The organism is Pedobacter glucosidilyticus, from assembly GCF_002483235.1.
GTDB classification, from domain to species: domain Bacteria; phylum Bacteroidota; class Bacteroidia; order Sphingobacteriales; family Sphingobacteriaceae; genus Pseudopedobacter; species Pseudopedobacter glucosidilyticum_B.
In genome coordinates, this window is the sequence record NZ_DLHN01000033.1 from 30,590 (window position 1) to 51,777 (window position 21,188).

General features: G+C 35.4%; 17 protein-coding genes and 1 tRNA gene. 6 read left to right on the forward strand and 12 right to left on the reverse strand.

What is annotated here, in order from left to right; translation table 11 throughout:
* Positions 1 to 234: 234 nt before the first annotated feature.
* The 4 genes from B2745_RS14080 to B2745_RS14095 all read right to left on the reverse strand — a co-directional run bounded on the left by B2745_RS14080 (position 235) and on the right by B2745_RS14095 (position 4,450).
* Positions 235 to 453, reverse strand: a complete 219-nt coding sequence (locus tag B2745_RS14080) for a winged helix-turn-helix transcriptional regulator (RefSeq protein ID WP_304067920.1) — start codon at positions 451 to 453, stop codon at positions 235 to 237.
* Positions 446 to 1,606 carry an ATP-binding protein gene (locus B2745_RS14085; RefSeq protein WP_304067922.1) on the reverse strand — a complete coding sequence of 387 codons (1,161 nt, stop codon included), beginning with the start codon at positions 1,604 to 1,606 and terminating at the stop codon, positions 446 to 448. The genes B2745_RS14080 and B2745_RS14085 overlap by 8 nt, the downstream gene beginning before the upstream one ends.
* A 252-nt stretch (positions 1,607 to 1,858) precedes the next feature.
* Positions 1,859 to 3,769 carry a DUF294 nucleotidyltransferase-like domain-containing protein gene (locus tag B2745_RS14090; protein ID WP_304067924.1) on the reverse strand — a complete coding sequence of 637 codons (1,911 nt, stop codon included), beginning with the start codon at positions 3,767 to 3,769 and terminating at the stop codon, positions 1,859 to 1,861.
* A gap of 18 nt (positions 3,770 to 3,787) precedes the next feature.
* Positions 3,788 to 4,450, reverse strand: coding sequence for a 3'-5' exonuclease (locus B2745_RS14095; RefSeq protein ID WP_304067927.1), 663 nt, complete (start codon positions 4,448 to 4,450; stop codon positions 3,788 to 3,790).
* 126 nt (positions 4,451 to 4,576) lie between these two features.
* Here B2745_RS14095 and glgX point away from each other — a divergent pair, with 126 nt between their 5' ends.
* The 5 genes from glgX (at position 4,577) to B2745_RS14120 (ending at position 14,471) form a co-directional block, all read left to right on the forward strand.
* Positions 4,577 to 6,694, forward strand: a complete 2,118-nt coding sequence (gene glgX, locus B2745_RS14100; protein ID WP_304067929.1) for a glycogen debranching protein GlgX — start codon at positions 4,577 to 4,579, stop codon at positions 6,692 to 6,694.
* 2 nt (positions 6,695 to 6,696) lie between these two features.
* Complete coding sequence (gene treZ, locus B2745_RS14105; RefSeq protein ID WP_304067932.1) at positions 6,697 to 8,496, forward strand: malto-oligosyltrehalose trehalohydrolase; 1,800 nt, start codon at positions 6,697 to 6,699, stop codon at positions 8,494 to 8,496.
* 17 nt (positions 8,497 to 8,513) lie between these two features.
* Positions 8,514 to 12,662 carry a malto-oligosyltrehalose synthase gene (gene treY, locus B2745_RS14110; protein WP_304067935.1) on the forward strand — a complete coding sequence of 1,383 codons (4,149 nt, stop codon included), beginning with the start codon at positions 8,514 to 8,516 and terminating at the stop codon, positions 12,660 to 12,662.
* Between the two features lie 57 nt (positions 12,663 to 12,719).
* The gene (locus tag B2745_RS14115) at positions 12,720 to 13,601 is read left to right on the forward strand and encodes a mechanosensitive ion channel family protein (RefSeq protein ID WP_304067938.1); all 882 of its coding nucleotides are present in this window, start codon (positions 12,720 to 12,722) and stop codon (positions 13,599 to 13,601) included.
* 327 nt (positions 13,602 to 13,928) lie between these two features.
* Positions 13,929 to 14,471, forward strand: coding sequence for a hypothetical protein (locus tag B2745_RS14120; RefSeq protein ID WP_304067940.1), 543 nt, complete (start codon positions 13,929 to 13,931; stop codon positions 14,469 to 14,471).
* Between the two features lie 83 nt (positions 14,472 to 14,554).
* Here B2745_RS14120 and B2745_RS14125 read toward each other — a convergent pair whose 3' ends face one another.
* The 8 genes from B2745_RS14125 to B2745_RS14160 form a co-directional block, all read right to left on the reverse strand.
* Entirely contained in the window at positions 14,555 to 15,631 is a 1,077-nt protein-coding gene (locus tag B2745_RS14125) for a glycoside hydrolase family 88/105 protein (protein WP_304067943.1), read from the reverse strand.
* A gap of 196 nt (positions 15,632 to 15,827) precedes the next feature.
* A tRNA-Ser gene (locus B2745_RS14130) sits at positions 15,828 to 15,915 on the reverse strand.
* Between the two features lie 120 nt (positions 15,916 to 16,035).
* Positions 16,036 to 16,377, reverse strand: a complete 342-nt coding sequence (locus B2745_RS14135) for a cupin domain-containing protein (protein ID WP_304067946.1) — start codon at positions 16,375 to 16,377, stop codon at positions 16,036 to 16,038.
* 2 nt (positions 16,378 to 16,379) lie between these two features.
* Complete coding sequence (locus B2745_RS14140; RefSeq protein ID WP_304067948.1) at positions 16,380 to 17,366, reverse strand: YihY/virulence factor BrkB family protein; 987 nt, start codon at positions 17,364 to 17,366, stop codon at positions 16,380 to 16,382.
* Between the two features lie 9 nt (positions 17,367 to 17,375).
* A complete protein-coding gene (locus B2745_RS14145) occupies positions 17,376 to 17,783 on the reverse strand; it encodes an acyl-CoA thioesterase (RefSeq protein WP_304067951.1) in 408 nt (135 codons plus the stop codon).
* Between the two features lie 3 nt (positions 17,784 to 17,786).
* Positions 17,787 to 18,836, reverse strand: a complete 1,050-nt coding sequence (gene mltG / locus B2745_RS14150; RefSeq protein WP_304067953.1) for an endolytic transglycosylase MltG — start codon at positions 18,834 to 18,836, stop codon at positions 17,787 to 17,789.
* 18 nt (positions 18,837 to 18,854) lie between these two features.
* Positions 18,855 to 19,163, reverse strand: a complete 309-nt coding sequence (locus tag B2745_RS14155; protein WP_304067955.1) for a rhodanese-like domain-containing protein — start codon at positions 19,161 to 19,163, stop codon at positions 18,855 to 18,857.
* 7 nt (positions 19,164 to 19,170) lie between these two features.
* A complete protein-coding gene (locus tag B2745_RS14160; protein ID WP_304067957.1) occupies positions 19,171 to 19,935 on the reverse strand; it encodes a PASTA domain-containing protein in 765 nt (254 codons plus the stop codon).
* Positions 19,936 to 20,051: 116 nt separating this feature from the next.
* On the opposite strand from B2745_RS14160, the gene B2745_RS14165 reads away from it, so the two are divergent.
* Positions 20,052 to 21,044, forward strand: a complete 993-nt coding sequence (locus B2745_RS14165) for a D-alanine--D-alanine ligase (RefSeq protein ID WP_349681787.1) — start codon at positions 20,052 to 20,054, stop codon at positions 21,042 to 21,044.
* Positions 21,045 to 21,188 lie beyond the last annotated feature (144 nt).

Below are 21,188 nucleotides of genomic sequence, written 5' to 3' on the forward strand. Positions count from 1 at the left end.
TCAATATTGACAAGGCATACATAAGCCTATAAAATCTGCTAGTTGTATCATTCCAGACATAGGCCCTCTAATAACTTTATTGCTAATATTATTGCAGGGTTAATGGCTTATTCTTTTTTTTCCTAAAAAACCTTCAATTGCTTATAAAACTTATAATTCTAAGCAATTAGCAGTTTTCTGATTAATCGAACTCAGGTTTATAATGTTGAGCAAGCTAATGAAATAGGTTTAGACCTATTCTTTTAAATATACTACCCAATGTCCTCCCTTAGCAGGTCCGGAACGCTCTAAAAATCCTTTATCTTTTAAGTTTCTAATATTTTTCTCAACAGTAGTAGTAGATATTCCTAAGAGACTTGCTAATTTCTTTTGAGAAACTTTATAATTAAAAGAAATTTCCTTAAGCAGCAGCAGCTCTGTATTAGATAATTTTTCACCCAACTTTTCACCCAACTTTTCTTTTTGGACAGATCTCCACAGAGTAACCACGAACAAAGCCCTCGTAAGAAAACTCAGGAGGCAATAGAGAAGCCTCGCTCATCAGATCCTTTATCCGGCTAATACCTGAACCAATTTGTTCCACCATGTGTATTCTTTCGAATAACCCAAAGATTAATGGATTACGACTATGGCTTCTTTTTCCAAATTCTTGTTTGGTAATTGCTTCAACCAATCCGCCAGGATTAGAAATTTCTATTCGGTCATCAAATAATTCAATGTTTATACGGCCTCCTTTATCATAGTAATCTCTATGAGAAAGCGCATTGATGATAGTCTCTTTAAAAACAGTTTCGGGAATTTCCCATAGTTCTTTCCTTGGTCCTGATCCTTCAATTTTGTAGCTAATGTTTAGCTTATTTCTAAGCCAGTTCATTGCTTGCAGATATTGCTTGTATAAAGGTCCGGTCATTAACTTGTCGTCAGTAATGTTGGTTTTGTTTGTTCCTCTAAAAGCTATGCAGCGTATCACGGCTTTATCAAAAAAATTCTCGGGTAATTTTCCAAAAAATAAAACTGCACCATTTTTAAGATAAGTAACATCATGGTAAAGCTTAAGGTTCTTCTGTATTTGAATATCATCAATACCATGCGAAAAATTCGCTAATTTTCTGAATTCGGCAAAAAAATCAGTATCTATATCCTCTGAAGCATTAAAACCCAAGCATGGTGTTTCATCAAAATAAATTTTATCAGTTTGTTGGAAAAATCTTCGCATTTCTTCAGCTCCCGTAAGCTTTTGCGAGTTAGGTCCTAACCTAACATAAATTGCTCCAGAGAAGATATAGGGTTTCTGCGGACCTGAACTTACTTCTATGACACCAATTTGACAGCCGTCAACATCAACAAAGTAAAATGAGAAATGGAGCTGAGGGTTGATTTCATTCAGAGAATTCTGCATGGCAGATCGCTGTACATTGTTTATATCAATTCCTTTTATTTCGTTTTTATCGGTAACGCCTAATAATAAAATCCCACCGGCAGCATTAGCAAAAGCGCATATTTCAGAAGTAATTTCCCGAACTTTGCTGGGAATACTTACTTTAAACTCAGCATTGTATCCCTCTACAGACTTAACTATACTTTTTATTTCCTCGGAACTTAACATAGATAAGCTAATTTATAAAATTAAAATTCAGTTTGTCTGACCAAAATAGACTTAATAACAGTATTAACCTCAACTATCTTTTTCAAAAAAGAACATAGGTTGTCAAAAATCATATTTGTCACATTGAGCGGAGTCGAAATATTCCCTAGTATGCTCATAAAAAGCTTCAACTCCGCTTAAGACGACACTCGACTCCTCACCATCAGTCATTTAAAACTCATTAAAACTCTCATCTATTAAATCCAAAATCACTTAACCTAAAAGATTATTCGTAAACCTCATTTTTATACCTGCTTGAAAGTTTTCTATCGTCTTGAAAATTTCTTTTAAGGTAACCTGTTCTATACGGGTAAGGTTTTTAAGCTCTATATAATTATTAGGTTTTATCTTTTCATGAATCACTTGTGAAGCTTGATTTTTTAGCCTTAAACTCATCAAATAATAATAAGACTGCATCAACTCATGAAACTGAGTTTCAGAAAAAACACCTTTTTCTTGTAAGGCTTTTAATCTTTCGCCAGTATTAAGTTTGAAAATTCTGTTTTGTAAGGCATAAACACGCACCAAATCTACCACAGGTGTCATGGCGTTTTTAATATCAAAAACCTCTGATTTCCCTAAAGTTTGTGTTCTGATATTATTAAAGAAAGTTAAAGGAGGATTGTACTGAAGCGCATTTTTTGCTATAAAAACAAAGAACCTTTCCATCGGGTTTTTTAGTTCTTCATCTAAAAAGTCTTGCAACTCGTTCATAATTTGCTCATCACCATACAGGTATCGGCAATCAAAAAAAGTAGAGAATTTAATGGCGCTTTCTGGTAAAGATTCCTCCATCCAACTCTTATAGTTACGTTTCCAATGCGATAAAGAATGTGTCCATTTAGGATTGCTAGCCATATAGCCGCCCTCGCAATACACAAAGCCAATATCATTTAATTTATCAGAAACACGTTTGGCAAATTCTAAGAAATAAGAGCGTACCAATTCACGCTGCTCATTAGCCTTATCTTCATAAATGATAGCATTATCTTGGTCGGTTTTAAGGGTTTGCTCTTTTCTTCCCTCGCTACCTAAAACCATGAAAACAAATTTTGCAGGTGGCTTACCCAGTTCTGTAATCACTTCTTCTATCACTTTTTGGGCAATGGTATCGGCAATGGTAGTTATCACCTGATTTACAATTTCTGCTTGTACACCTCTGCCCAATAATTGGGTAATAATCAGTGGAACTTTCTCCCATTTTTGCTTTAATTCTTTAGCATTTAAAGCCAGCTTAACCGATTGGATGAACACTAAGGGAGATTGCGCCTGCTCGCTCAATAAGCGGTTTCTGCTTAAAAAGCCTAGATACTCACCATTTTTTTCTACCACCAAGTATCGGGCTTTGGTTCTAAACATCAATAAAATAGCCTCATACACATAAGCATTGGTAGAAATGGTTACAATGGGGTTATCCATAATGGTTTGGATAGCCTGTTTAGCATCCACACATTGGGCTATAACACGGTCTCTTAAAGTAATATCAGTAACAAAACCTATGATTTGTTGTGTGTTATCTTTTACAAACAAGCAACTTACTTTCTTGTCGGCCATGAGTTTAGCGGCATCACAGATAGGGAAATCTGGGTTACAGCAGATTAAATCTCGGTAGGCAACAGCTTCAATTTTTCTGGAATATAACTGTTCTGATGCGATATAACTTTCTTCAAAAGAAGGTGGTTTTTTAAAGAAATGTGCAAATTCTTCATCCTGCATTCTGTTACCAAAATCAGTAGTGAAGTATTGAAAAAAATCATCATAAGCACTACATAAAGCTCTAAAATCTTTCCTCGGTAAAAAATAAACCAAGGTACCTTTCTTAACAATAACGGATTTTAAGGCCTTTTTTCTGTTTAATAGTACCGATATGCCACCAAAGCAATAGCCTGTATGATGTATCTCTACAGAGCGTTTATTGTTTTGCCCATCATAAAAAAAGGTTTCATATTCGCCCTCAGCAATAATATCAACACCTTTCATTTTGGTAATCTCTTGCCTGTAGGCTAAAGTCTCTTTATTATACCTTATCTCCTGTAGGCTATCTGCTATGCTCAGCAAAACATCATCAGGCAACAGATTAAAAGGAGTAGTGTTTTTTAATATGGTTAATCTTTTTTCAATCATCGTTTTTATGATTAAGCATTAAAACATCCTAAATGGCCAAATAGACTTGGTTTTAGCTTTAGGTAGTTTTGTTTTAAAATTAAACTGTTGTGTTTCTATTTGCGCTGCTGTAATATCACCACGTTTAAGCATTTCAAAAAAGCAGGCTGCGGTAGCCTCTGCATCTACTAAAGCATGGTGCTGCTGTTGCATCTTTTGATCAAACAAAAAATCATACAATTCGGCAAGCCTTAAAAAATTAACAGATGGATTATGAACATATTTTGCGCTGGCTAACATGGTACAAAACAAAGGACTATTTTCTATAGGGTTTTTAAGTTTTGCCCGGTAAGCATCAACACCAATGATATGAAAATCCAGCTCTATAAAATGTGCTATCAATAAAGGATTGTACTTTTTAATATCGTAAGTGAATTTTTGTAGCACTTGCTTACGCTTAACGCCATTTTCTTCTAAAAAACTTGGTTTTATACCGTGTATTTTAAATGCTGATTCTTCTATTTTGAGGTCTTGAGATTTGATATAGAAGTTTTCTCTTTTCACCTCTTCGCCGTTTTTACGATAAATAATCCATGCCAATTGGATACATGTAGGCCAATTATCAGTCTCCTGATAGGGTTTATCCCATTTTTTAGGTAAACCAGATGTTTCTGTATCTATAACTAGAAAAAAATCTTTCACTATCCCGAAAATATAACTTTATTACTCATGTTTTAAACAATTAAGAGATATAAAAAAAATAGGTACAATTTTTAGTGTTACTGATGCTGATTTAATATTTAGCTATCATTCACAAAAAAATCATCTATGAATATAAAAGTATATCCAGGCAAGCCATACCCATTAGGAGCAACCTGGGACGGAAAAGGCGTTAATTTTACCTTATATGCTGACCATGCTACTGGTGTAGATCTGTGTCTGTTTAACACTACAAAAGACGAGACAGAATCGGTAAAAATCAGGATAAAAGAAAGAACACATCAGATTTGGCATTGTTATGTACCCGATTTAAAACCAGGGCAACTTTATGGCTTTAGAGTTTATGGACCTTATGAACCAGCAAATGGACATCGGTTTAATCCACACAAATTATTGATAGACCCTTATGCCAAAGCTATAGCAGGCACTTTACAATGGCACAATGCTTTATTTGCTTATCAGGTGGGGCATGAGGATGAAGATTTTTCTTTTAGCGAGGAAGATAGTGCACCTTATATTCCTAAAGCTGTGGTTATTGATTCCTATTTTGATTGGGAAGATGATACATCACCAAATATCCCTATGCATAAATCTATCATTTACGAAACCCATGTAAAAGGTTTTACCATGCAACATCCGGATATACCAGAAGAAATAAAGGGTACTTACCGGGCTTTGGCGCATCCGGCAACAATTGCTTATTTAAAAGATTTGGGTATTACCGCTGTAGAATTAATGCCGGTTCACCATTTCGTAAGCGATAAATATTTACAAGACCAAGGTTTAAACAATTATTGGGGGTATAGTACTATAGGTTTTTTTGCGCCAGATGTTAGGTATTCATCATCAGGAGTATTAGGCGAGCAGGTACGCGAATTTAAAGAAATGGTAAAAGCCCTGCACAAAGCAGGTATAGAGGTGATTTTAGATGTGGTTTATAACCATACGGCAGAAGGAAACCATTTAGGACCTACCTTATCTTTTAAAGGGATAGATAATTGTAGCTATTATAGGTTAACAGAAGATCCGAGATTTTACATGGATTATACCGGAACTGGCAATACCTTAAATGCCCGATTGCCTAATGTTTTAAGGCTTATTATGGATAGTTTACGCTATTGGATTACCGAAATGCATGTGGATGGCTTTAGGTTTGATTTAGCTTCTACACTTGCCAGAGAACTGCATGAGGTACAAAAATTAAGTTCCTTTTTTGATATCATCCACCAAGACCCTATCATTTCACAAGCTAAATTGATAGCAGAGCCTTGGGATGTTGGCGAAGGTGGTTATCAGGTAGGGAAATTTCCGCCGGGTTGGGCCGAGTGGAATGGTAAGTACCGCGATTGTATCAGAGATTACTGGATAGGTGCTGATAGTATGTTGGGCGAGTTTGCAGATAGATTTACCGGAAGCTCAGATCTTTATCAGGATGATTACCGTAAGCCAACAGCCAGTATTAATTTTATAACCGCTCATGATGGTTTTACTTTGCATGATTTGGTTTCTTATAACGAGAAGCATAATGAGGCTAACGGAGAAAATAATCAGGATGGCGAGAGCCATAACCGCTCTTGGAATTGTGGCGCAGAAGGAGATACAGATGATGAAGCTATCATCGCCCTAAGAAATCAGCAAAAAAGAAACTTCTTAACTACGCTATTTCTTTCGCAAGGTGTACCCATGATAGTTGCCGGAGACGAGTTTGGAAGAACCCAACAAGGAAATAACAATGCCTATTGCCAAGATAATGAGATTTCTTGGCTCAATTGGGAAAAAATGGATCATGAGCTACAGCAGTTTACCGCATCATTGATCAGGTTAAGAAAAGAACATCCTACTTTCTGCAGACGTAAATGGTTTCAAGGTATGCCAGTAAAAGGGATAGGTTTAGAAGATATTGCCTGGTTTTTGCCAGAAGGTACAGAGATGGATGATGAACATTGGCAGCATGATTTTGCCCGCTCTTTGGCAGTTTATTTAAACGGAAAAGGCATCAGATCTTTAAGCGAAGATGGCGAAAAAATTATAGATGATGATTTTTATGTGATGTTTAATGCCCATCATGATACCATTATTTACCATTTACCGCCCGATAAGTATAGTAAAAAATGGTTAAAGGTTTTGGATACTTCTGAGGCTAAGTTTGATGAAGAAACAGTACTTCAATCAGAAGATGAAATTCCGGTAAAGGGCAGGTCGGTAGTTTTACTTAAAGCCATATAGGTATGACGAAAGCTTGCAGAAAAATAGGCGTAAACTATTGCCACGGTACTACAAACATTAATTTATGGTGCCCCAATGCAAACAAAGTATCGGTTCTAAAACCTAAGGATGAAACCATTATCCATTTAGAAAAGACCGATTTTGGTTATTGGCAAAAAACAACAGATTTACTACAGCCAGAAGACGAATATTTTATACTGCTTGATGATAAAACTTTGCCAGATCCTACAGCTTTGCAGCAGCCTGATGTTCATCAAGCCTCAAAAGTAGCCAATTTACATGCTTTTGAATGGACAGATGAGCATTGGCAAATTCCAGCCATGCAAGATGTAATCATTTATGAGTTGCATGTTGGAACTTTTACACCAGAAGGAACTTTTGAAGCTATCATCCAAAAGCTAGATTATTTGCTTGATTTGGGTATCAATGCCATAGAATTGATGCCTGTTGCCCAATTCCCTGGAAATAGAAATTGGGGTTATGATGGCGTCTTTCCTTTTGCCGTTCAAGATAGTTATGGTGCTTATACAGGTTTACAAGAGTTGGTAAACGCCTGTCATGAAAAAGGTGTTGCCGTTATTTTAGATGTAGTATACAACCATTTAGGTCCGGAAGGGAATTATTTAAATGATTTTGGACCGTTTTTTACCGATAAATATCAAACGCCTTGGGGTAAAGCCATCAATTTTGATGATGCTCATTGCAATGCTGTACGTACCTTTTATATCGAAAATGTATTGCTATGGCTAAGAGATTTTCATATAGACGGCTTACGTTTAGATGCCGTACATGCCATTAAAGATTTTAGCGCTAAGCATATTCTGGCAGAAATTAAGGAGCATGTAGATGCCTTTAATCAGGAACATCAAAAAACACATTTCTTAATTGCCGAGTGTGATTTAAACGATAGGCGATATTTAGAGCCTCTTAGCCAAAATGGTTTTGCGATGGATGCCCAATGGATAGATGAGTTTCATCATGCTTTAAGAGTAAGTGCTGGAGGCGATAAAAAAGGTTATTATGAAGATTTTAACGGTATATCGTCTTTAGCCAAAGCCTATCAAGATGCTTTTGTTTTTGATGGCTTATACTCGCCACATCGTAAAAAGAAATTTGGTAGTAGTGCAGCTGGTTTAGTAGGAGAGCGCTTTGTGGTTTTCTCTCAAAACCATGATCAAGTGGGTAACCGTATGTTGGGAGAGCGTAGTAGCCAGCTTTTTAGTTTCGAGATGCAAAAACTCCTGGCTGCCGCAGTTTTTATTTCGCCTTATATCCCGATGCTGTTTATGGGCGAAGAATGGTCGGCAAGTTCTCCATTTCAATATTTTATCAGTCATACAGACGAAGAGCTGATAAAAGCTGTACAGGAAGGTAGAAAGAAAGAATTTGCAGCATTTGTAAGCGAACAAGAAGTACCAGACCCGCAAGCTATCTCTACTTTTGAGGCTTCTAAACTCCCTTGGAGCGAACTTGATTTACAACAGCATAAAACTATGTTTGCCTATTATAAAGCCCTCATCCAGCTTCGTAAAACACACCCAATATTTAAACACGCTCAAAGAATGGGTTTAAAAGCTTACGCAGATGAAACGCAGCAAATGCTTTACCTCAGCAGAAACGGTGAAGATCTAAAGGTTTTATGTATCCTCAATTTTTCAGATAAGCAGCAAAGTATTCCAGATTCAGAAATTCAGGCTTATGAATTGATTTTTGATTCTGCCGACGAAAAATGGGCTGGTCATCCAGTTGGGGAGGGCAAAATCGGCCCTAATGCTATTAAAATCTATCAATACAAGTCATAAAAAACGCAATGCTACCTATGAAATATCCTGCTCAAACTTATCGTCTACAGTTTAACCATCAATTTACCTTTCAACAGCTTAAAGAAGTGTTAAGCTATTTTAAAAGGATGGGGGTTGATACGTTGTATGCTTCACCTATTTTTAAAGCCGTTAAAGAAAGCGTACATGGTTATGACGTGGTAAATCCACATCAGATAAATCCAGAAATAGGCTCTTTATCAGAATTAAAGATTATCCAAAACTTCTTGAAAAAGAACCAGATGATGTGGTTGCAAGATATTGTACCCAATCACATGGCTTTTCATCCGGATAATGAGTGGCTGATGGACGTTTTAGAGAAAGGAAGCAAATCTAGGTTTAGAAGTTTTTTTGATACTCCTTTTAGCTCTAATTTCTTTAACGGAAAACTAATGGTACCTTTTTTAGGCAGGTCGTTGCAAGAAGTTATCAAGAAACAAGAGCTGCAGTTAATTTATAAAATGGGTAGGTTTTATTTTCAATATTTTGATGCCTGTTACCCACTTAATTTAGCCTCTTATAAAAGTTTAATCAAATATGTAAAGCTAGATAAACTGCTGCAACAACTAGAAGATTTAGAGGACATTAAAAATAAAGAAGCCTTTGCAAAAGCTTGGGAAATTTTTATTCAGGAAAGTCATAAAAAACTAAAGGATAAGAAGATACAGATTTTACTAAATCAAACGCTTCAAGATATTAACCAATCGCAAACGTTATTAAAAGCCATTGTTAACAAACAATATTATGAGCTTTGTTATTGGCAAGATACTAGCGAGCGTATCAATTACAGGCGTTTTTTTACTGTAAATGGTTTGCTTTGTTTAAACATTCAGGATGAGGTGGTTTTTAAGTATTATCATCAATTCATCAAAAACCTTTTAGACCAGGATCTTATCCAAGCTTTACGTTTAGACCATATTGACGGTTTATATAACCCCACAAAATACCTGCAACAGCTTCAAAAGCTTGTTGGTGATCAATATATTGTAGCAGAGAAAATCCTTGAAAAAGGTGAAGAATTACCGCTAGAGTGGCAAATAGCAGGAACTAGCGGTTATGATTTTTTAGGTTTGGTGAATAACTTGCTGACTTACAGCCCGGCAGAGGAAACATTTAATGCTTTGTATCAAGAAATCATCCCTCAGGAAAAAAGTTTTGAAGAACAGGTGCATGAGAAAAAAGTTGATTTCCTATTCCAGAATATGCAGGGCGAGTTATATAACCTTTGCAAATACTTCCATACTTTAAAATTAGAAACAGATGCTAGTGCCGAAGACATCAAACAAGCCATCGCTTGGTTTTTGGTTTATGTGCCTGTGTATAGGTTTTATGGGGATAGTTTTCCATTAGCAAAAGAAGAGTTTGAAAGTTTAAAAAGCATTTTCATCAGGCTTAAAGCCGATAAGCCTGAATACCTTTTAGGGTTTAATAGTTTAGAGGATGTGATTTTAAATAGACCACAGCAGCAGGAAGATAAGCAAATAAGAAGCACCGCGAGTTTATTTTACAAGCGTTTGATGCAGTTTAGCGGGCCGTTAATGGCCAAAGGCGTTGAAGATACTTTGATGTATACCAATTTTAGGTTTATTGGGCATAATGAGGTCGGCGATCATCCCGAATGTTTTGGCATTTCTACCGCTTATTTTCATGAATGGATGCAAAAGCGACAAGCGCTGATGCCTTTAACCTTAAATACCACTTCTACCCATGATACCAAAAGGGGCGAAGATGCCCGGGCAAGGCTAAACGTTTTAACGCATTTACCCAATTTATGGGTAGAAAAAGTTAGGCACTGGCGTAAAATGAATCAGAATTTGGTACGTAGGTTTAAAATTGAGCCTCAAGATGAGTATTTTATTTACCAAAATTTGGTGGGTAATTTCCCGATGCCAGATCATATTTCAGACGATTTCTTACCACGTTTTGAAGCCTATTTAGTAAAAGCTTTAAGAGAAGGCAAAATACAATCAGACTGGAATAAACCTAACGAAAGCTATGAAAACTGTGTAAAGCAATTTGTAGCTGCGCTACTAAATTCAGAGCATCCGTTCATGGCAAGTTTTCAAGAATTTCATCAAAAAATAGCTGCTTATGGGGTTTATAATGCTTTGGTGCAATTGTTATTAAAATTTACTTGCCCCGGTGTGCCCGATGTTTACCAAGGTACAGAGCTTTGGGATTTTACTTTTGTAGACCCAGATAACAGACAACAGATAGATTACAAGCTTAGAAACCAATATTTAGATGAGGTGCAAGATCTTAAACCCCATCAAATCAAAGATTTATTAAATCACCCTACTGATGCTAAAATCAAGTTTTGGCTAACACATTTGCTCATCCATCAGCGTAAGCAAAATAAAGAATTTTATGCCCATGCAGCCTACCAACCTGTAAGTATAGAAGGAAAGTTTAAAGAGCATTTAATTGCTTTTAAAAGGGTATTTAATGAGCAGGAAGTTTTGGTTGTTGCGGTATTGCATCCGGCATTGTTGTGCGAAAAATATCAGTGTAAAATAGAAGATATAGATTGGGGCGATACAAAATTGCTAAACGCCCAAAACAAGCCTTGGCGAAATTTAATAACCAAAGAAACTACGGAAGCTGTTTATATTAAAGATATTTTAAGCTATTTACCTTTTGCCATTTTAGAAAGCAAAAAGGAAGATAAGCGTTCTGCTGGGATACTTTTACATATCAGTTCTTTACCTTCTGCCTATGGTATTGGCGATTTAGGCCAGCAAGCCTATCAGTTTATAGATTTTTTAAAACAGGCCAAACAGCGCTATTGGCAAATATTACCACTAACGCCTTTGGCAGTTTCAGAAGCTTTTTCACCCTATAGCAGTTGGAGCAGTATGGCAGGCAATAATTTGTTTATAGCTTTAGAACCACTGGTACAACAGGGTTATTTGCAACAAAAGGATGTAGATAGGGCTGCTATACATCCAGAAAACCGGGTAGATTATCCTCAAGTAGAAAAAAGCAAAAAGTTGTTATTAAAAAAAGCTTGGCAACAGGCTAAACAGCAATTACCGCCTGCTTTTCAGCAATTTTGCCAGCAAGAAAGCTATTGGTTAAATGATTATGCGCTTTTTATGGCTTTACATCAGCAATATAAAAAGCCTTGGTACCAATGGCCTAGTGCTGTAAAAAAGCGTGAATTAAAGGCTTTAACAGCAGAAACTGAAAAGCACCAAGAAGCAATTACAGAAATTAAATGGCAACAATACTTGTTTGATTTGCAATGGCAACAGTTAAAAGCTTATGCCAAACAAAATGATGTGGAAATTATTGGTGATTTGCCTTTTTATGTCAACCATCAATCGGCAGATGTATGGGCGCAACAAGATATTTTCGCTTTGGATGAAGAGGGTAAAATCCAAGGTATTGCAGGTGTACCGCCCGATTATTTTAATGAATATGGTCAGCTTTGGGGCATGCCCGTTTTTAGGTGGGATGTTTTAAAAAAGCAAAATTATGATTGGTGGTTAAAACGCTTGCAAAAGAATATCCAATGGTTTGATGTTTTGCGACTAGACCACTTTAGGGCTTTTTATGATTATTGGGAAGTGCCAGCAGGTGCGCAAACAGCTAAAGATGGGACTTGGAAGGAGGGACCGGGAGCTGATTTTTTTGATTTTATTTTAAAACACTTTCCAGAAAAACCTTTTATAGCCGAGGATTTGGGCGATGTTAATCAAGGTGTTTTTCAACTAAGAGACCAATTTGAACTAGCTGGAATGAAAGTTTTACAGTTTTCTTTTGGGGATGATATGCCGCAATCTTTGCATACACCGCATCATCATCAAGAAAATTTCTTTGTTTATACAGGTACACATGATAATAATACCTTGTTAGGCTGGTATAAAGAAGCCGGAAATCCTATCAAAGCTAACCTAAATTTGTATTGCAATAAGAAAATAAGCCAGCAAAATGTAGCCGAAGAAATCATCCGTATGGCCTATGCCTCGGTTTGTAAAACGGCTATCATCCCTTTACAGGATATTTTAAATTTAGATAAACAAAGTAGGATGAATCTGCCTGGTATTACAGAACAAAATTGGTCTTTTAAGCTCGTGGGCGATGAATTAAAGCCTCAAATAGCAGCTAAGCTAGCTGTGCTGACTAAAATATTTCATCGCAGCTAGTCGTCTGATTATATTTAATTGTCTTTTTCTTTAAATTTGATGTAGATTAAAGCCTATATGAATATTAAAGATATCACAGCTAAAGAAAGAAGTACCACAAACGAGCTCCTCGTTATTTTTATTAAACTTGTTGTTTATGCTACTTTGGTATATTTTAATATCAACCAGCCAGAAATTTATGCTAAAGTGCCTATTATTGGTAAAGTAGCTTATTCTTTACTGATTGTTACGGGGGCAAGTTTCTCTATTTCGGTAGTGCGTTTAATCATCATTTATTGGTATGTACGTAAAAATAACCTCAAGGCTAATATCAAAGACAATTTTATCTTGGGTATTAACCGCATTGTTTCGGTTTTAAATACGGTTTTCCTCATCATAGCCATTATGGTATTTATGGGGATAGACCCTATCAAGTTTCTAACCAGCATAACCATTGTTGCAGCAGCTATAGCTTTGATATTTAAGGAGTACGTAACCAATATGATTAACGGCTTAATCATCATGTTTTCAGACCGTTTGTCTTTAGGAGATCATATCAAAGTATTAGACCAAGAAGGGAAGATTTTAGATATTACCTTAATCAATATCATCATCCAGAATGAAGATAACGATATGGTGCTGATACCTAACTCGGTTATTTTTACTTCTTTAATTGTTAACCAGTCGAAACAAAATATTAAAAAACTTACGGTAGAGTTTGAACTGGATGTTCACTTAAACCAGACACCAGCAAGTTTAGAAGCATATCTAGAAAGTGTCATCAAACCTTATGAAGATTATACCATGAAAGATGGCTTCTCTGTTAAAACCCTAGAAATTAAGAAAGATTATACCAAATTTAAAGTACAAGTATTACTCAATTATCACGACAGGGCTAAAGAAAAAGAAATCAGAAGAAAGTTGAATACGGCGGTGTTGGAGCTGAGAGGGGGAGTTTAGTTGGTTAGTTTGTAGTTGGTTAGTTTGTTAGACTCGATAGCTATCAGGGGGTTAGTGTCATTAGTTCATTAGTGTCATTAGTTTATTAGGGTTGTTTGTAATTAGTTGTTGGTTTTGAGTTTTCTGTTTTGAATTTTTATGTTGCAAGAAATTGGAGAATTGGTAATATCCATAAACTCATAAATAAATGCACAACTAAATTCACAGGACTTGAATACGAAGCAAATTATTAGTAGACAAAGAAGCCAGCTCATAATAGACGTAATTGTTTGGACGTGAGAATTTACATCAATTTTTTCAGGCATAAGCCAACACAACAAAATGACTATGAAATTTTTAATATTTATAACATTATGGTTTTGTTTCAACAATGTTAAAGCAGAACAATACTATCAAGGTGAAAAAATAGGAGCTACAATTTCACAAGTAGAGTCACCTATAGAGGTTTTGCCTGTTAGTTTATTAAATTTTACATCAGAACGTAATTTAGAAACTGTTACCATAAAATGGTCAACGATAAGTGAGGCAAATAATAGCCATTTTATTATACAGGCTTCGGAAGACGGTGTAGTTTGGTATGATCTAGGAGAAGTAGCTAGTAGCGCTATTAATGCTAATTCTAATGAGCTTATAAATTATAGTTTTAGTATACCTATAAACGATATTTTTAAAGAAAGCATAGCTTTATTGTTTTTTTTAGGATTAAGTTTTCGGAAGAACTTAAAGTTTTCGTTAATTATACTCGGTATTTTTCTTTTGGCAGCGTGTAATGATGAGGATGAAATATCTAAAAAAAATGTTTTTGTCAGACTAGTTCAGGTAGATTACGATGGTCGGCAAAATATTTCAACCGCTATTGTTGTCCCATAATCTATTATACATAATTATTTTGCTTGCCTAAATATTTAAAACAGGTATAAATAGTTTTAAATGATAAGCGTTTTTATTTCTGCTTATTTAAGTAGGGCAGAAGCGCACCATAACAAAGGTGCTTGACCATGATAATCTCCATTTGCTCTTCTTGCGTTTAAATAACCAGCGGCATCCACTCTTTGGCCCATGCCAGCACAAACATCCTGTATATTGCCCTGATTATCAATTTTATCTACCAAAGCCTTCCAAGCTTTTTGTGTTGCCGGTAAATATTTTACAGGGTCTAGCCAACCCTTTTTCAGCCCCGTTATGAAGGCGAAAGTAAACATACCTGATGATGATGTTTCTTCCCAAGCTTCAGGGTAATCTACCAATTGATGCCATAAACCTTTTTCATCCTGATATGATAAGAGAGCAGTCATCATTTTCTGGTAACCATCCATTATTTTAGCATAATGCAAGTTGTTTTTGGGTAAATCTGTAAGTAGTTCTGTCATCCCAGCAGCCATCCATCCATTTCCCCTCCCCCAAAAAAATCGGCCTTTAGCACCATGAAAAAACAAGCCATTTTCTTGCTGCAAAGAATCTAAATAAGCTACCATTTGAAGTGCCGCTCTTTCTAAATAAACAGGGTTTTTTGTAGCTCGGTAAGCTTGAGCTTGTAAAACAGATATCATATACATATCATCTATCCAATACCTGGTTTGCTTACTCATGCCATTAGGTAGCGGATTTCTCCATTGTATATCGGCCTTTTCTTTACCAAAGGCAAGTTTCTCTTTGTTTTTAGTTTGAATAGCTATTTCTAAAGGAATAATACCAAACACGTTATAGTCTACATGTTCTTTGCTAGGGATAATATCTTGATTTAGCATAAGTGTGTCATACTTATCAATCAGTTGTTTTTGTAGGGATTTATTTTTAGTGAGATGAGCAAAAGTTAAACTGCCATACCAAGTACATACTTGTGCATAATGTATGGTAGTATCTTGTGGTGTTAGCATATTTGGTCGTGGCAAGAAATTACTAACTATTTTTAAGCCTACTTCTTTTGGGTGATAGCCTTTAGGCCATTCCTGAAGCGTAGATAATGGTTGTTGAGCCTGTACATGTACTACAAAGCTTAAAAAAATAAGTTGTAAAGCTAGTTTTTTCATGGTTGTTGAGTTGCCATTGGTTATGATCGTAAATATAAGTTGAATGGCGGATTTTGTATTGCAACACGACTAGCAATGTATTAAGTTAAATTGGCAATAATTTTAGAGTTAGAATGGCTTGGAAAAGAGGTTTCTATTTTTAGAAAATAGAACAAAAAAGCCTTAAAATTATGCGATTTTAAGGCTTTTCTATACTTGGCGGAGAGTGAGGGATTCGAACCCCCGGACCTGTTACAGTCAACAGTTTTCAAGACTGCCGCAATCGACCACTCTGCCAACTCTCCGCCGCAAAAGTACAAACTCAAAGCAAATCTCCAAAGTAGAAAATGTTATTTTTCTCTTTTTTGGCTTAACTTTTTATTTATCAATACATTAAAATTATCCGAATGGGGTATATGATAGGTTTAAGAGATGAAATCATCTCGTAATGGATTAAATACATCTACTAAAATGCCATCTTCTAAGCATTTTACACCGTGGATGGTTTCGGGTTTGATGTAAAATCCATCACCTTTTCTGAGTATTTGGGTTTCATCACCAATATAAACTTCAAAGCTTCCTTCTGCCACATAGCTTACCTGTACATGGGGGTGTGCGTGTAAATCACCAATAACATCTTTTTTAAAAAATACTTTAACCATCATCACTTGGTCATCATAACCAAAAATTTGTCTGCTTAATCCTTCTTTAATTTGTTCTTCGGTAATTAAACTAGAAAGTTGGTAAGGCGCTTGTTTTGTGGTCATATTTAAGATGTTTTGATTTTATTTTGAGGTTCTGTTTTAAAAGAGTTAAATCTTGGCTTTACAATTTTGATACTTCTTTTTGATAAATCTAAACTGGCATTTAGCTCGAAACCAATTAAGAGAATGAGCGAGTTGATATAAAGCCAAATCATCACCACTAACAAAGTACCAATGGAGCCATATAATTTGTTGTAAGCCCCAAAATTATTGATGTAGTACGAAAAACCTATGGTACTAATAATGGCAAGCAAGGTAGCTAGCCAAGAACCGGCACTAAATAACTTCCATTTTTTAGAATTTGCTGGGCCATATCTATAAAGTAAAGAAGTGGTAATAAAATATACAGCTATGATGATCATCCAGCGGGTAATGGTGATGAGAAAAATCCAAAAGCCATTACTATCTAAGTTTAAGCCCGTTCTAAATGTAGTAATAACAAACTCGCCAACAATAAGAACAGTTATACCTATGATGATAGAAAAGGCAATTAAAACAGTAAGGTTAAAAGCAACTATTCTTTGCTTTAGCCATCCTCTGGTTTCTATAATTAAGGATGATTTATTAAAAGCCTGCATTAATGTATGTATACCATTGGTAGCAAAAAACAAGGCTAATATAAAACCCAAGGATAATAATTTACCATTTTGATTTTTAACAATATCCTCAATGGTTGATTCTAAAGCTAAATAAGCATTCTCTGGTAATACCAAGGCAATAACTGTCATTAATTGATCTTGGAAATTATCTATGGGGATATAGGGGATGAGTGTAAAAAGAAAAATGATGGATGGGAAGATAGCCATCATGAAATTATAGGCAAGAGAAGATGCTTTATTTACTAAAGAGTCTTTCTTGATTTCCTGAAAGAAAAAAACAGCTACGGTATAAAAAGGTAGCGGACTAAAGCCCGGTAAAATTAAAACCTTTGTCCATTCTATAATATGCTGATAAAATCTAAACCTATATAAAAAGTTATGTAGCCACTGCATTTAACGAAGTTAATCAAAAAATACGCTAATTTTTTCCATGAAGTTGCTTGGCGGTAGGCATGGCCTGTTTTTCTCCATATCTACAAACACTAAAGTTGTTTCGCCAGTATTCAAGTGTTCTTGTTGTTCATTAAAAATATCATAATGAAAAATAATTCTTATACCTGGTTTTTCCTTGATGGTTACTTTAACGGTGATGTTTTCATCGTATTTAGCAGGTTTAAAATATTTGGTTCGCATTTCTAATACGGGCATCATCACGCCATCTTGTTCCATAGACTTGTATGTCATGCCTAAACTTCTCAGCATTTCTGTACGAGCAACCTCATAAAAAGCTGCATAATTGCCGTAATAAACATAACCCATCTGGTCTGTTTCGGCATATCTTACTCTGATATTGGTTTCGTAGCTAAACATGCCTTATTTTTTGATATTTCTTTGATTTAATGCTTGTTGAAATTTACGAGCATTTGCTAAATGGTCTGCTAAATTATCGGCAAAGTTATGGTAGCCAGAAAAGTCTTCTTTAGCACACATATAGATATAATTATGCTTTTCGTAATTTAAAACAGCGTCAATTGCATTGATAGAAGGCATCATGATTGGCCCTGGAGGCAAACCTGTTACACGATAAGTGTTGTACGGCGATACTTTAGTTAAATGTTTATTTAGTACCCTTCTGATGGTGAAATCTTGATTAGCGAAAATCACGGTAGGGTCTGCTTCTAATTTAATACCTCTTTTTAGTCTGTTTAAGTATAAACCTGCAATGGTAGGCATTTCTTTATCCATTAAAGCTTCAGCATCAACAATAGAAGCTAAAATAGATACTTCTTGCTGACTTAAATTTAAAGCTTCTGCTTTTTGTTTACGCTCCGTATTCCAAAAGCTAGTGTATTCTTTATGCATCCTGATGAAGAAATCTTCGGCAGAAACATTCCAGTACATTTCATAAGAATTGGGTATGAAAAGTGTGTACACATTATCTTTATTAAAGCCATATTGCTTTATAAAAGCTGTAGAATCTAGCAATTGCATAAATTGTGTAGAATCAAACTCTAGTTTTTTTGAAATAACAGCAGCTAAATTTTCTTTAAGTCTTAAATTCCTAAAAGATACCTGAACGGGTTCTTGGTTACCTGCAATTAGCATGTTAATAATTGCTCTGTTATTCATACCGGGTTTTAAGGCATATTTACCAGGTTTAAATTTCTTTTCTAACTCACGTTCTTTAGCTAAATCGTAAAAATACTCGGGACGCTTAAATTGTGCTTTAGCATCTAAGGAATCTTTAACCTGCTTGAAATCTGCATCAGAAGGAATGTATAAATAAGTTTTTTCGCTAATGTTTACATTGTCTGCGATGAACTTGAAGTAAATTTTAGGTAAAATAAAAGCACTAGCAGCAAATACAATGATGAATAATGCAATGGCAATTTTTCTTAAATTGGATGTTTTTTCTTGAGCCATATTGGGTAAAAGAGTAATTTATATCTGTCTTAATTTTAATAATCCACCGGTAAGATTTCTAACGTTTTTAAAACCGTTTTGGTTTAAGATGCTTTTAGCTGTCTTGCTTCTCAATCCTCTTTGGCAAATCACAATGATAGCTTGTTCCGTATCAAAGTCAATGTCGTTTTCACTAATTAGATTTTGTAATTTTCCTAGCGGTATATTGATACCTCCTACATTATGGGTATGAAATTCTAAAGGTTCTCTTACATCTAAAAGTAAATAGCGTTCCAAAGCTCCTGATTGTTGCAGTGCTAGAAATTCATCAGCTATAATATCATCCATAAATAAATTATTGGCTAGATAAGACCAAATTGATACGCGTACCGATACTAACTTTTATAACAGAATCTTGTACAGATGGTGTTTGTGATATCACAATAGCATTAGCAGTATCGCTAACATTGCCCTCGTATAAAATATCTCCTAAAGTTAAGGATGAGCCTTTTAAAGAAAATCTGGCTTCGCTTAAAGTTAGTCCGCGTAAATCTGGCACTTCAATTTCACTGGCGCCCATACCATCGCCTAAAACTAAATCAATTTTAGAACCTTTTGGTATTTTTTGGCCAACACGTAAAGGTTGTCCGGCATAAGAATAAGCTAAAACAGCATCTCTGGCTATATCTGCTTTGTAAGTGGTATCGCCAAGTTTTAAACCGTAATTGGCTAAAATAGCTTGTACTTCTACTAATGTCATGTGGTCTATGTCGGGAAAACTAACGTCAGGTGTTTGTGAGCTTACAATTGTTAAATAAATAATACGATTGGTTTTAACATTTGTCTCAGGGTCTGGGTCCTGCTCTAAAACTAATCCAGGCTTTTTATCCATCACAAAAACAGAATCTATTTGGTATCTAAAGCCATCTGCTTCAAGTAGTTTAATGGCGCTTTCTATGTCTAAACCTTTGAGATTTGGTACAGGTAAGCCTTCGCCATGGCGAGTATAATATCTTAAACTTAAGAATACACTAAATAATAAAATTACAATGGCAGCAAAAGCTATGATTAGCTGTTTACGAAATTCGGGTGTTGCCAGATACTTGAAAAATTTATTCATTTAGTAAAATTGAATCAAAAATAATACCTCAAACTTAGCCAAAATTCAGGAAATAGAATCAATTTTTTTTAGTTCACGAAGAGTTATATGTTATCATTTAAAATTATATTTGGCGCATGATCAAAAAGAATGTTGCCCTAGTAGCCGGAGGTTTTACTGGCGAAGCTGTAGTGTCTTTAAGAAGTGCAGCGCAGGTAGAAGAAAGTTTATCTAAAGCACCTTATCAGGTTTATAAAATTATATTAGAAAAAGATAAATGGTACTACCAAGTAGGTGATGGTACTGTAACTTTTGTTGATAAAAATGATTTCAGCATCCATGTAAATGGCGAGAAAGTAACATTTGATTGTGCTTTTATCATGATTCATGGCGAGCCAGGTGAAGATGGAAAGCTACAAGGTTATTTTGATTTAATAGGTTTGCCTTACACCAGTTGCGATACTACAACTTCTGCCATTACCATGAATAAGGCTTATTCTAAAGCTATTGTGAGAGATGTAGATGAACTGTTTACTGCACAATCTATCCAATTATTTGGAATGGATGAATACAGTCAAGATAAAATTAAAGCGAAACTAAAACTTCCTTTATTTATTAAACCTAATAATGGGGGTAGTAGCATCGGTATGTCTAAAGTGAATGATTGGGCAGATTTAGATGAAGCTGTTAAAAAAGCCTTTGCTGAGGGTTCTGAAGTTTTGGTTGAAGAATTTATATCAGGAAGAGAATTTACCGTTGGTATCTATAAAGAAAAAGGTGAGATTAAGGTTTTACCCATCACGGAGATTAAAACCCAAAAAGAGTTTTTTGATTTTGAGGCTAAATATACGGATGGTGTTACAGAAGAAATTACTCCGGCAGAACTTGATATTAGTGTAAAAGATAAGGTAGGCAGAATAGTTTCTAAAGCATACCAACAATTGAATTGCAAAGGTATGGTGAGGATAGATTTTATATTAGCGTCTAATCAGCAGGATTTTTATTTTATTGAAATCAATACGATTCCTGGGCAATCTGCTAATAGTATTATTCCGCAGCAGGTTAGAGCCAATGGACAAACCACAACAGATTTTTATGCTTTATTGATAGAGGAGGCGTTGGGGAAGTAGTTAGGTAGTCCGAAGACCGAGGACGGGTGTCTGAAGTTTAAAGTACTGAGTATAAAGTATAAAGTAGAAAGATACCCAAAAAGTGGATATTCAGGAAGTTCCTTTGAAAATTAAATTTTCCTTTCCGAAGAACGAAAGACGGCC